At 60.6% G+C, this 12,042-nt stretch carries 11 protein-coding genes and 1 pseudogene; all 12 read left to right on the forward strand.

Annotation, left to right across the window (positions count from 1 at the left end; all coding sequences use genetic code 11):
• Positions 1-12: 12 nt before the first annotated feature.
• The 12 genes and pseudogenes from tssE to tssJ all read left to right on the forward strand — a co-directional run bounded on the left by tssE (position 13) and on the right by tssJ (position 12,041).
• A complete protein-coding gene (gene tssE, locus QF010_RS12660; RefSeq protein WP_008150080.1) occupies positions 13-420 on the forward strand; it encodes a type VI secretion system baseplate subunit TssE in 408 nt (135 codons plus the stop codon).
• A 10-nt stretch (positions 421-430) separates the two neighbouring features.
• Positions 431-719: pseudogene (locus QF010_RS12665) on the forward strand (PAAR domain-containing protein); the annotation flags it as partial.
• A 1,149-nt stretch (positions 720-1,868) separates the two neighbouring features.
• The gene (locus tag QF010_RS12670; protein ID WP_033059308.1) at positions 1,869-2,252 is read left to right on the forward strand and encodes a hypothetical protein; all 384 of its coding nucleotides are present in this window, start codon (positions 1,869-1,871) and stop codon (positions 2,250-2,252) included.
• 20 nt (positions 2,253-2,272) lie between these two features.
• A complete protein-coding gene (locus tag QF010_RS12675) occupies positions 2,273-2,656 on the forward strand; it encodes a hypothetical protein (protein ID WP_429511555.1) in 384 nt (127 codons plus the stop codon).
• A gap of 20 nt (positions 2,657-2,676) precedes the next feature.
• A complete protein-coding gene (locus QF010_RS12680) occupies positions 2,677-3,060 on the forward strand; it encodes a hypothetical protein (RefSeq protein ID WP_197281763.1) in 384 nt (127 codons plus the stop codon).
• Positions 3,061-3,126: 66 nt separating this feature from the next.
• Positions 3,127-4,914 (forward strand): type VI secretion system baseplate subunit TssF, encoded by a 1,788-nt coding sequence (gene tssF, locus QF010_RS12685; protein ID WP_033059312.1) that lies wholly within the window; start codon positions 3,127-3,129, stop codon positions 4,912-4,914.
• Positions 4,878-5,885: a type VI secretion system baseplate subunit TssG gene (gene tssG / locus QF010_RS12690; RefSeq protein WP_033059313.1), complete on the forward strand. Its 1,008-nt coding sequence runs from the start codon at positions 4,878-4,880 to the stop codon at positions 5,883-5,885. Before tssF ends, tssG begins: the two co-directional genes overlap by 37 nt.
• Positions 5,886-5,898: 13 nt before the next feature.
• The gene (tssH, locus tag QF010_RS12695) at positions 5,899-8,553 is read left to right on the forward strand and encodes a type VI secretion system ATPase TssH (RefSeq protein ID WP_033059314.1); all 2,655 of its coding nucleotides are present in this window, start codon (positions 5,899-5,901) and stop codon (positions 8,551-8,553) included.
• A gap of 10 nt (positions 8,554-8,563) precedes the next feature.
• Positions 8,564-10,087: a sigma-54 interaction domain-containing protein gene (locus tag QF010_RS12700; RefSeq protein ID WP_429533228.1), complete on the forward strand. Its 1,524-nt coding sequence runs from the start codon at positions 8,564-8,566 to the stop codon at positions 10,085-10,087.
• A 93-nt stretch (positions 10,088-10,180) separates the two neighbouring features.
• Positions 10,181-10,321, forward strand: coding sequence for a hypothetical protein (locus QF010_RS12705; protein ID WP_007894589.1), 141 nt, complete (start codon positions 10,181-10,183; stop codon positions 10,319-10,321).
• Positions 10,322-10,338: 17 nt separating this feature from the next.
• On the forward strand, positions 10,339-11,535 hold the full coding sequence (gene tagH / locus QF010_RS12710; protein WP_429533229.1) for a type VI secretion system-associated FHA domain protein TagH: 1,197 nt from the start codon (positions 10,339-10,341) through the stop codon (positions 11,533-11,535).
• A 5-nt stretch (positions 11,536-11,540) separates the two neighbouring features.
• Positions 11,541-12,041 carry a type VI secretion system lipoprotein TssJ gene (gene tssJ / locus QF010_RS12715; RefSeq protein ID WP_008150089.1) on the forward strand — a complete coding sequence of 167 codons (501 nt, stop codon included), beginning with the start codon at positions 11,541-11,543 and terminating at the stop codon, positions 12,039-12,041.
• Position 12,042 lies beyond the last annotated feature (1 nt).

Genomic DNA, 12,042 nt, shown 5'->3' on the forward strand with positions numbered 1-12,042 from the left:
GGAGCCTAACTCATGACTGGATACGGCAGCCTTTTCGAACGCCTGGGTGGCGACGCGGACAAACGCGTCGGCTGGAGCCGCGAGGTCTCCGCCATGGCGTCCGTGGCTGCCCATCTGGCCAAGATGCTCAGCACCCGTGCGGGCAGCGTGCAAACGCTGTCCGATTACGGGCTACCCGATCTCAATGACATGCGTCTGAGCCTGCACGACTCCCTGAGTCAGGCCCGTCTGGCCATCGAAAATTTCATCGAAGCCTACGAGCCACGCCTGAGCAATGTGCGTGTCATTTCCCTGCCGCGTGACCACGATCAGCTTCGCCTGTCCTTCAGCATCGAAGGCTTGCTGGAAGTTGATGGTTTCAAGCGTCAGGTCAGTTTCGCCGCGCGCCTGGATGGCAGCGGTCAAGTGAAGGTCAACTAAGGAGACTCCGATGTCCGGTAAACCCGCAGCCCGCGTATCCGACCCCACCGCTTGCCCGCTCCCCGGCCACGGCACCAACCCGATTGTCGCCGGTTCCGGCGACGTATTTTTCGACGGCCTCCCGGCCGCCCGCCAAGGCGATGCCTCGGCGTGTGGTGGTGCGATGTCGGGCGGGTTGGCCACGACCGTATTGATCAACGGCAAACCGGCTGCGACGGTGGATTCCGTAGGGACTCATGGCAACAAGGTGACGGCGGGTTCCGGGACCGTGATTATCGGGAATTCGCATTCGGCGGCGTCGTTCTCCGGGATTGTCGCGACCGCGCTGGGTGCTGTGGTCGCGGCACTGATTCCAGAAGCCAGCGCTGATGAAAAGAAACTCGATTACCGGCTGAAGCTGAAGTCCGGCGGCAATTCGGTTCTGACGCCGCTGGAGGTCCCGGATTACGATGAAATCAAAAGCGGTGCCACGAAAAACCGTGAGCTGATCGACTTCCTCATCGACAACCGCAAGGCCGCTGCCGACACCGTGAAGCTGGAAGTGCTGGACGGCGAAAAGTTGATCTACGCCGAAACCAATACCGCAGCGTTTCTGCCGACTGGTGAGCACTCATGGCAGTGGGATGGCTACGACACCGCCGGCATTCTCGATACCCGTGTTCTGAAAAGCCCGAACTTGAAGGTGCGATTGACCGCGACTCAGGGCGGCGAACAACAGGTCACGGATCTGACGCTTGAGTGCTCCGCGCAAAAAGTGAAGTGGGTTGATGTTCGGGTTGATCGGAATGCGAAGACGGTAGATGTCGTGTTGCGGCCCAAGTTTTCCGATGGCGGTTCGACAGGTTCCGTAACGGGAGCACCGCATACGCCATATGCAACCTTGGAAGGCTTTGCCAAAGAAGGTATCGAGCGTTACTGGTCGCGCGATGGCAGTCGAGGGCAGGGCATTTCAAGCGGTATCACAACTAGCAAGGGCGTTTACAAGGTCAAGGTGAAGGCTGACGTTAATGCCCAGCCTTCGGCCGGCAACTTTCCACTCGTCGACAATTTGTCGAAAGAAGGTGGTCGCTCTACCAGTCTGGCGCTGTTTCGCAAGATTCATCACAACATGGGCATGTACTACGCGGCCGCTGTAAACAGCGGATTGAGCGGTATCGCCTCTGCCACGAGCACCGCTAACGACGACTTCAAATACACCGCCGCCCATGAGTTTGGGCATTTCATCCTGAACGAGTATGGCGGTGGCGTGATCCCGATGTATTCCTGGACGCACAAGGATTCTTCGACGCTGGGGCAAAGCATCAAGCCCGATCATCCTGAGCCGACGTCCGGTGAAATCGATGTCATGAACTACTACAGCGGTTATCGCTCCATTGACTTCTTCAGCCGCGTTGCCGCTGCCGAACAAGATGTGAAAAGCCTTCTGTGGCTGGCCCGGGTCGAATTCGATGATTAAGTTCGCCGGTTTCAGCCTGCTCTTCATCTCCCTGACCATCTGCGCGACACAACAGGTTTACAACAACCATGTTTATGTCGAAAACCGCTGCGGCCAAGCGTTGGAAATGAAGATATCCAACGGCTCCAACTTGCATACGCAGTTGCGCAATGTGAAGTCAGCAGCGGGCTCCCGGGCGCTGGTAGCGAGCTTTGCCTCTTATGGCGAAGACGTGATCGAGCAAATCCCGGCCAACTATTCGCTGAAAATCACCGATACCGTTGGAAGCAAAGTGATTGATGGCGCCCAGCTGAAACAGCGCCTGAGCGGCGTGGAGAAGATCAGCGACGGCACTCAGCGTGAGTGGACGATCAACGATACGTCGGTGTGCCCATGAAGCTGCCAAGGATGACTTTGATGATTAAGTACATCGGTTGTGCCGTGCTGCTGTTCCCGCTGACGGCTTGCACCTCGCAGCAGCTCTACCGTGACGAAATCTATCTACAGAACAGCTGCGCTAGTCCCCTGACGCTGAAGGTATCGCATTTTTCGAACTGGGGACCGGCTGTTGGCGACTATGTCGCGCCGGTCGGCGCCCGACAAATCATCGGCAGCTTTATCTCGTATGACAAAGACTCGATGGTGCGCATTGCCGATGATTACGAACTGCTGATCAACACCGCTAGTGGCTCGAAGGTCATTCATGCGCAGGCATTAAGAGCGGCCCTTGAAGGCAAAACACCGGTGAGACAAGGCGATATCAGCTCCTGGACGATCAACGATGCGTCGTTCTGCCCATGAAGCTGCCAAGGATGAATTCGATGTTTAAGTGGACCGGTCTTTTTGCTTTCTTCGTGTCATTGACGGCCTGCGCTGCGCAGCAGGTCTACCGCAACGATGTCTACCTGCTCAACACCTGCGGAGTCCCGCTGGAGCTGTCCCTGGCCCATGACTCCAACTACGACGATCAGCCCCGCAGCTTCAGGCTGAACCCGGACGAGCGTCGTTCCATCGCCAACTACACGTCGGCGGGCAAGGACGTGTCGGGCCAGATAAGCGATCAGTACAGCCTGTCGATTAAAAGCGCCAGCGCCGTCAAAACCATTGATGGGCAGGCGCTGCGCACGGCTTTGGCGCGGGTTGAGAAGGTCGAAGAAAAAGCCGTGCGTTCATGGACTGTCGATGACCGTTCTTTTTGCCCATGACGCACGCAGTTGTTGGATGTTCCAGCTCTTAAAAATTTTGCAAAAACGACAAACAGGTAACCCCCCGTGTCCTTTAACCACTACTACCAAAGCGAACTCACCGCACTTCGCCAGTTAGGTCGTCGATTCGCCGAGCGTAGCCCGGCGTTGGCGCCTTTCCTGGGTCAGGCCGGGCGGGATCCGGACGTGGAGCGGTTGCTGGAAGGCTTTGCGTTCCTGACCGGTCGCCTGCGTCAGAAGCTCGACGACGAGTTGCCGGAGCTCAGCCACTCGCTGATGCACCTGCTGTGGCCCAACTACATGCGGCCGCTGCCGGCGTTCAGCATTTTGCAGTTCGATCCGTTGAAGCGATCGGGACCTGCGTTGATGGTCGAGCGCGACACGCCGGTTGAGAGTGTGCTGATCGATGACGTGCGTTGCCGTTTCCGTACCTGCTACCCGACCGAAGTCTTGCCGTTGGATCTGGCGGCGCTGAATTACTCGGTGAAAGGCGACGGTTCGCTGTTGAGCCTGCGTCTGGAGATGAGCGCTGACGGTCACCTCGGTGAGCTAGAGCTGAGTCGTCTGCGTCTGCACTTCGCCGGCGAGCGCTACATCAGCCAGATGCTTTACCTGAGCCTGTTGCGCAACCTGGAAGGCATCGAGCTGATCCCGCTGGATGGCGCCGGCAAGCCCATCAATGGCGTCAACGGCACGCCGATGGCGTTCAAGATGCCCGGCGACCGTGTGCAGCCGGTGGGTTTTGCCGAAGAAGAGGCGTTGATCCCGTATCCGCTGAACACCTTCCGTGGCTATCGCTACTTGCAGGAATATTTCGCCTTCCAGGACAAATTCCTGTTCGTCGATATCAACGGTCTGGACCTGCTCAAGGCCCTGCCGGAAGACACGCTCAAGCAGATGCGCGGCCTGGAATTGCGCTTCGATATTCGCAAGAGCGGCATCCAGCGCCTGCGCCCGACGCTGGACAACGTAAAGCTCTACTGCACGCCGATCGTCAACCTGTTCAAGCACGATGCGCTGCCGATCCGCCTCGACGGCAAGCAGGACGAATACCTGCTGCTGCCAGCCGAATACGACCTGCAAAACTGCGGCGTGTTCTCGGTGGAAACCGTCACGGGATGGAAGCCCGGCGGCCTTGGTTATCAGGAGTACGTGCCGTTCGAATCGTTCGAGCACGACCCGAGTTTCGACGTGCCCAACAGCCGTCCGCACTACAGCATCCGCCAGCGTTCGTCCTCGTTGCACGACGGGCTCGACACTTACCTGAGCTTCGGCATCCGTCACACCGAAGCCCACGAAACCCTGTCGATCGAGTTGATGTGCACCAACCAGAATCTGCCGAAAAAACTCAAGCTCGGCGACATCTGCATGGCTTGCGAAGACACGCCGGAGTTCTTGAGCTTCCGCAACATCACTCCGGCCACGCCCAGTTATGCGCCGCCGCTGAACCGTGACTTCCTCTGGAAGCTGATCAGCAACATGTCGCTTAACTATCTGTCGCTGGCTGACGTCAATGCGTTGAAGGTGATTCTCGAAACCTACGACCTGCCGCGCTACTACGACCAACACGCTGAAAAAGTCAGCAAGCGCCTGTTGGGCGGGCTCAAGTCGATCAAACACCAACACGTCGACCGCTTGCACCGAGGGTTGCCGGTACGCGGTTTGCGCACTGAGCTGACCATCGACCCGGAAGGGTATATCGGCGAGGGCGACCTGTTCGTATTCGCTTCAGTTCTTAACGAGTTTTTCGCGCTTTACGCCAGTCTTAATTCGTACCACGAGCTGCGGGTAAAAAGCACACAGGGAGAGGTGTACCAATGGACACCACGTATGGGTCTGCAACCCCTGCTTTAAGCGGGTTGACCCGGGTAATACGCGAGTACTCGCTGTTTCAGGCCGTGCTGCTGGTGGTTGACCGGCTGCGCGAGGCGCACCCGTACCTGAGCGAAGACGATCTGTATGACCAGCTGGAATTCCAGGCCAATCCGAGCCTGGGTTTCCCCGGCAGTGACGTCGATCGCGTGGAGTTTTTCGAAGAGCACGGGCAGATGCGCGCGCGTCTGCGTTTCAACCTGATCGGCCTGGTCGGTTCCGGTTCGCCACTGCCGGCGTTCTACGGCGAACAGGCCCTGGGCGATAGCGAAGACGGCAACCCGACCCGCAACTTCCTCGACCTGTTCCACCATCGCCTGCAACGGCTGATGCTGCCGATCTGGAAAAAATACCGCTACCGCGCAAGCTTCCAGAGCGGCGCCCTCGACCCGTTTTCGTCGCAGCTGTTTGCGTTGATCGGCCTCGGTGGCGAAGAGATCCGCAGGGCCCAGGAGCTGAACTGGAAACGCCTGCTGCCGTATCTCGGCTTGCTCAGCTTGCGGGCGCACTCGGCGGCGCTGATCGAAGCGGTGCTGCGTTACTACTTCAAACACGCCGAACTGACCATCGAACAGTGCATCGAGCGCCGCGTCGAAATCCTCGACGAGCAGCGCAATCGTTTGGGGCGCGCCAACAGCCTGCTCGGCGAAGACCTGGTGCTGGGCGAACACGTGCGCGACCGCAGCGGCAAGTTCCGCATTCACATCCGCGAACTCGACTGGCAACGCTTTCACGAATTTCTGCCGATCGGTTTCGGCTACCAGCCGCTCTGCGCGCTGGTGCGGTTCACCCTGCGTGACCCGCTCGATTACGACATTCGCCTGGTGTTGCGCCAGGAAGAAATCCGCGAACTGCGCATCGGTGAGCAGAACGCCTGTCGCCTGGGATGGACCAGTTGGCTGGGCCGCGAAAAAGCGGACGGCGTGGTGACCCTGGGCAGCAAAATTCATTAAGGACAGATGACCAATGATCAACGTAGACCTGCAACAACTTATCCAGGCGCTGGACGCCGAAACCCGTCGTGATCTGGAAAGTTCTGCCGAGCGCTGCGTCGCCCGTGGCGGCAGCAAGATCCTCGTCGAAGACTTGCTGCTGGGCTTGCTGGAGCGCCCGCAAGGCTTGCTCGCACGCGCGCTGCAAGACGCCGAAGTCGATGCTGGTGAACTGAGCGCCGCGTTGCAATCGCGGGTTGAGCACAGCGCTTCGCGCAACCCGGTGTTCGCCCCGGAACTGGTGCAGTGGCTGCAAGACGCGTTGCTGGTGGCCAACCTTGAACTGGGCCAAAGCCAGGTCGAGCAAGCCGCGTTGATCCTCGCGCTGTTGCGCAACCCGATGCGCTACGCCGGCAGCCGCTACCAGTCGTTGCTGTCCAAGCTGAACATTGAGCGCCTGAAAGAATTCGCCCTGTCGCAGAAAGAACAACCGGCAACGGGCAAACCCGCTGTACCCGGCGAATCGCTGCTGCAGCGCTTCACCCACAACCTGACCCAACAGGCCCGCGACGGCAAACTCGACCCGGTGTTGTGCCGCGATGGCGCGATCCGTCAGATGGTCGACATCCTCGCCCGTCGCCGCAAAAACAACCCGATTGTGGTCGGTGAAGCCGGCGTCGGTAAAACCGCCATCGTCGAAGGCCTGGCCTCGCGCATCGCGGCCGGTGAAGTGCCGCAAGTCTTGAAAGGCGTTGAGTTACTGTCGCTGGACATGGGCCTGTTGCAGGCGGGCGCCAGCGTCAAAGGTGAGTTTGAACGTCGCCTCAAAGGCGTGATCGACGAAGTCAAAGCCTCGCCGAAACCGATCATCCTGTTCATCGACGAAGCTCACACACTGATCGGCGCGGGCGGCAATGCTGGTGGTTCCGACGCGGCCAACCTGCTGAAACCAGCCCTGGCCCGTGGCGAGTTGCGCACCATCGCCGCCACCACCTGGGCGGAGTACAAGAAGTACTTCGAAAAAGACCCGGCCCTGGCCCGTCGTTTCCAACCGGTGCAACTGCACGAACCGACCGTCAGCGAAGCGGTGACCATCCTGCGTGGCCTGGCTCAGGTCTACGAGAAGAGCCACGGCATCTACCTGCGCGACGACGCAGTGGTTGCGGCGGCCGAGTTGTCTGCTCGCTACCTCGCGGGCCGTCAGCTGCCGGACAAAGCCGTCGACGTGCTCGACACCGCGTGCGCCCGCGTACGCATCAGCCTCGCCGCCGCCCCGGAAAGCCTTGAACGCCTGCGTGGTGAACTGGCTGAAGGTGGCCGTCAGCGTCAGGCCCTGCGCCGTGATGCCGAGGCCGGTCTGCTGATCGATCACGAAGCGCTGGACGCTTTGGAAGATCGCCTGGCTGCCGCCGATGATGAAAGAGTCGCGCTGGAAACCCTCTGGACCGAGCAGAAAGAACTGGCCGAGCGCCTGCTGGACCTGCGTCAGCAACTGGCCAAGGCCCGCGAAGCTGCCGCCGTCGAGCCCACCGTTACGGTTGAAGAAGACGCTGAAGGCACCGTGATCGAAACGCTCGAAGCCCCTGTGGACGAAGCGCAAAGCGTCGCGTCCCTGGAAGCTGCACTGAACGTAACTCACAAAACCCTGACCGAGCTTCAGGTCAAAGAACGTCTGGTGAGCTTCGAAGTCTGCCCACGTCTGGTCGCCGAAGTGATCAGTGCCTGGACCGGTGTGCCATTGGCCCAACTGGCCCGCGAACACAACGCCAAGGTCGCGAGCTTCGCCACCGACTTGCGCACCCGCATCCGCGGTCAGGAACAAGCCGTTCACGCACTGGACCGCTCGATGCGCGCCACCGCTGCCGGCCTGAACAAACCTGATGCACCGGTGGGCGTGTTCCTGCTGGTCGGCCCGAGTGGCGTCGGCAAGACCGAAACTGCACTGGCCCTCGCGGACTTGCTGTACGGCGGTGATCGTTTCATCACCACCATCAACATGTCCGAGTTCCAGGAAAAGCACACCGTCTCGCGCCTGATCGGTGCGCCGCCGGGCTACGTCGGTTACGGCGAGGGCGGCATGCTCACCGAAGCCGTGCGCCAGAAACCGTACTCGGTGGTGCTGCTCGATGAAGTCGAGAAAGCCGACCCGGACGTGCTCAACCTGTTCTACCAAATCTTCGACAAAGGCGTGGCCAACGACGGCGAAGGGCGCGAGATCGATTTCCGCAACACGCTGATCCTGATGACGTCGAACCTGGGCAGCGACCGCATCGCCGAGCTCTGTGAAAACGGCGCGCGGCCGTCGGCCGAAGTCCTCGAAGAAACCATCCGCCCGGTGCTGAGCAAACACTTCAAACCGGCGCTGCTGGCGCGCATGCGCGTCGTGCCTTACTACCCGGTGGGCGGCCCGGTGCTGCGCGAGCTGATCGAAATCAAACTCGGCCGTTTGGGCGAGCGCCTGAACCGTCGTCAGCTGGATTTCACGTACTCCCAGGACCTCGTCGATCACTTGGCCGAACGCTGCACCCAGAGCGACAGCGGCGCACGCCTGATCGACCATTTGCTGGACCTGCACGTGCTGCCGCTGGTGGCCGACCGTTTGCTCGATGCGATGGCCACGGGTGAAAGCCTCAAGCGTGTCCATGCGACGCTCGACGGCAACGCCAGCGTGACGTGCGAGTTCGCCTGAGGTGGGCGTGATGTTCACTCAAGTGCCGCAACCGCTGGTCTATGCCGAAGCCTTGCTGGCGCAATTCGCCAGCCTGTCGCGCGCGGCGGACGGTGCTGCGCTGCTGGGTGACTTCGTGCGCGGCTTGGCCGAGCTCAGCGGTTGCGAGTTGACGCAGCTGTACCTGCTGGATGCGACTCACACGTGCCTGGGGATGAACGCCGAATGCCTGAACGGCATCCTGCAACCCCGGGAATCGGCGAGCCTGCCGGCGGATTACAACGGTGAACAACTGCTGCAATTCGCCCTGTGCCAGAACCGCGTGGTGTGCCTCAGCGAGCTGAGCGGCAGCCTGCACGAAACCAGTTTCCTGCCGCCTCAGGCCATGCCTTGGCAGTCGCTGTTATGTGTGCCGCTGGTCAATCAGCAGAAAGCCGTCGAAGGCTTGCTGCTGTGCGCCAGTCGCCGGCACATCGACCTGCAAGGCTTTGCCGATTCCCTCGGGCAACTGGGCTCGTTCGTGCTCGGCCAACTGCATTTGCTGCAGCGTTTGCGTCAGCCGACCGGTGATACACGGCTGCCGGCGAAAATCAGCGTCCCGAGCGCCAGCGGTTACGGTTTGATCGGCAAGAGTTCGGCCATGCGCCAGACCTATTCGCTGATCAGCAAAGTCCTGCACAGCCCGTATACCGTGCTGCTGCGCGGCGAAACCGGCACCGGCAAGGAAGTGGTGGCGCGCGCCATTCACGACTGCGGGCCGCGCCGTTCCCAGGCGTTCATCGTGCAGAACTGCGCGGCGTTCCCCGAGAACCTGTTGGAAAGCGAACTGTTCGGCTACCGCAAAGGTGCGTTTACCGGTGCTGATCGCGACCGTGCCGGGCTGTTTGACGCGGCCAACGGCGGCACTTTGCTGCTCGATGAAATCGGCGACATGCCGTTGTCCCTGCAAGCCAAGCTGTTGCGGGTTCTGCAGGAGGGCGAGATTCGTCCGCTGGGCTCCAACGACACTCACAAGATCGACGTGCGCATCATCGCCGCGACGCACCGTGATTTGTCGGTGCTGGTCAGTGAAGGCAAATTTCGCGAGGACTTGTACTACCGCCTCGCGCAATTCCCGATCGAGTTACCGGCCCTGCGTCAGCGCGAAGGCGACATCCTCGACCTGGCCCGGCACTTCGCCGACAAGGCGTGCTCGTTCTTGCAGCGCGATGCGGTGTGCTGGTCCGATGCGGCGCTGGATCACCTGTCCGGTTACACCTTTCCCGGCAACGTGCGTGAACTCAAAGGCCTGGTCGAACGCGCGGTGCTGCTGTGCGAGGGTGGCGAGTTACTGGCCGAACATTTCTCTCTGCGCATGGAAGCCATGCCGGAAGACAGCAGCGGCCTGAACCTGCGCGAACGCCTGGAGCAAGTCGAACGCAGTCTGTTGCTCGATTGCCTGCGCAAAAACGACGGCAACCAGACCCTCGCCGCCCGCGAACTCGGGCTGCCACGCCGCACGCTGCTGTACCGCCTCGGGCGCCTGAATATCAATTTGGGTGATTTCGATGGGTAGGCAAAAGACCTTCGATTTCACCTCATCCGCTTCTAACAGCGCCGCCCAAACGGGTCGGCGCTTTGTACTTTGTCTACCCCTGGAGACCCTCTGATGCCTGTTCGTCACTGGCAAGCCGTCCTGCTGACCCTCGTCGTTCTATGCGGCCTCGGCGGCTGTAGCGGCAATTACAAATACAACGACAACACCTATCGCCCATTGGGTGATCCGCAGGCGGTCAATCGCGGCAAGTGACCGCAAGGAGTATCACCATGGAACTGGTTTTCGAAATGCTGAACACCAAGCAGTTCGTGCCCACGGATTTGTGCCAGAAGACCTTCAAACAGGCCGGTGGCGTGATCGGTCGGGGCGAGGATTGCGACTGGATCATCCCGGACCGCAAGCGTCACCTGTCCAACCACCACGCATTGATCAGCTACCGCGAAGGCACGTTTTTCCTGACCGATACCAGCAGCAATGGTATTCAGGACAGCGAAAGCGGCGCGCGCCTGCGCAAGGGCGAAGCGATGCGCATCGAGCACGGCAGTGTCTACGTGCTGGGTGACTTCGAGATCCGGGCGCGACTGGTGCGCGACCCGGCGACCTTCGACGTTGAAGTCGGCCGTCCGCAAGTGGCAGGCAGCATCATTCCGGACGATGCGTTTCTCGATCTCGACCCGCTCAATGCCCTCGATCAGCAAGAGCGCGTGTATTCGGAAATCGACGAGCTGATTTCGCCGAGCACGACCATCGAGGACACCCGTCAGCGCGCCGACTATGCGCGTATCGACATGGAAAGCCTGTTGGTGCCGGAGCTGATCAACGCCCCGGCAGAGCCAGCACCCGCGCCACCGCCGAAAGCGATCGAGCGTCAGAGTGAAGGTTTCTGGGAGCACTTCGGTACGGCGCTGGGCGTGGACCTCAAAGGCCTCGACCACGACGCCCGCGAAGCGCTGGCGTTGAACGCTGCACGCTTGCTCAAGCAAAGCGTCGGTGGTTTGCAGCAGAGCCTGCGCACCCGCAGCGAACTGAAAAACGAGCTGCGCCTGGCCCAGACCACCGTGCAAGGCACCCAAAAGAACCCGCTGAAATTTGCCGTCGATGCCGGCGAAGCACTGGGCATTTTGTTGCAGCCGAACAAGCCGGGTCAGTTGCCGGCCGAGCAGGCGATCTCCCGTGCGTTCCGCGATTTGCAGGCGCATCAGGTGGCCTTGCTGACCGCCAGCCGCGCCGCCGTTCGCGGCACGCTGGAACACTTCTCGCCACAGCAATTGACCCTGCGTTTCGAGCGCGACAACAAGCCGTTGCTCGCCACGTCCGGCAGTCGCTGGAGAGCTTACGGTCGTTATCACCAGGCCCTGCGTCAGGACGATGACTGGAGCGAGCGCCTGCTGGCCCGCGACTTCGCTCAGGCCTACGAAGAACAGATCCGCCTGATTTCCACCCTTCACACCGACCACCAAGGATGATGCGCATGTCTCGCTGCTCGACCGCTTTTTTCAAGACGCTGACGGCGTTCGCGGCCTTGGTGCTGCTGGCCGGTTGCTCGTCGCTGTCGCCGTATTCCCACGTCACCAAGCTCAACCTGAAGCTGACCGCCAGCGATCAACTGAACCCGGACCTCAACGGGCGTCCATCGCCGATCGTCGTGCGTCTGTTCGAGCTTAAGCATCCGGTGACGTTCGAGAACGCTGATTTCTTCAGCCTGTACGAGCGCGCCAAGGAATCCCTGGCCCCGGACCTGGTGGCCAGCGAAGAAATCGAACTGCGTCCAGGTGAAACCGTGGAGATGAAACTCAGCGTGGAGGAGGGCAGTCGCTACGTCGGCATCCTCGCCGCCTACCGCGATCTGCCGGAAACCAAATGGCGCTACACGGTGCAAGTCACCCCGGTGGAAGTCACCGACGCTGATCTGACCCTTGACCAGGCCGGTATTCGCAACAGCAACGAAACGCTCGCCAAGGCGGATGACTGAT

This window comes from Pseudomonas silensiensis (assembly GCF_050434865.1).
Taxonomy (GTDB): Bacteria; Pseudomonadota; Gammaproteobacteria; order Pseudomonadales; family Pseudomonadaceae; genus Aquipseudomonas; species Aquipseudomonas fluorescens_W.

What these genes read in the sequence shown, in the direction of transcription:
- QF010_RS12670 (WP_033059308.1), top strand. Translation starts at nt 1,869, where the DNA reads ATGATTAAGTTCGCCGGTTTCAGCCTGCTCTTCATCTCCCTGACCATC.
- QF010_RS12675 (WP_429511555.1), top strand. Translation starts at nt 2,273, where the DNA reads ATGATTAAGTACATCGGTTGTGCCGTGCTGCTGTTCCCGCTGACGGCT.
- tssG (WP_033059313.1), top strand. Translation starts at nt 4,878, where the DNA reads ATGGACACCACGTATGGGTCTGCAACCCCTGCTTTAAGCGGGTTGACC.
- QF010_RS12700 (WP_429533228.1), top strand. Translation starts at nt 8,564, where the DNA reads ATGTTCACTCAAGTGCCGCAACCGCTGGTCTATGCCGAAGCCTTGCTG.
- tagH (WP_429533229.1), top strand. Translation starts at nt 10,339, where the DNA reads ATGGAACTGGTTTTCGAAATGCTGAACACCAAGCAGTTCGTGCCCACG.
- tssH (WP_033059314.1), top strand. Translation starts at nt 5,899, where the DNA reads ATGATCAACGTAGACCTGCAACAACTTATCCAGGCGCTGGACGCCGAA.
- QF010_RS12705 (WP_007894589.1), top strand. Translation starts at nt 10,181, where the DNA reads ATGCCTGTTCGTCACTGGCAAGCCGTCCTGCTGACCCTCGTCGTTCTA.
- tssE (WP_008150080.1), top strand. Translation starts at nt 13, where the DNA reads ATGACTGGATACGGCAGCCTTTTCGAACGCCTGGGTGGCGACGCGGAC.
- tssJ (WP_008150089.1), top strand. Translation starts at nt 11,541, where the DNA reads ATGTCTCGCTGCTCGACCGCTTTTTTCAAGACGCTGACGGCGTTCGCG.
- QF010_RS12680 (WP_197281763.1), top strand. Translation starts at nt 2,677, where the DNA reads ATGTTTAAGTGGACCGGTCTTTTTGCTTTCTTCGTGTCATTGACGGCC.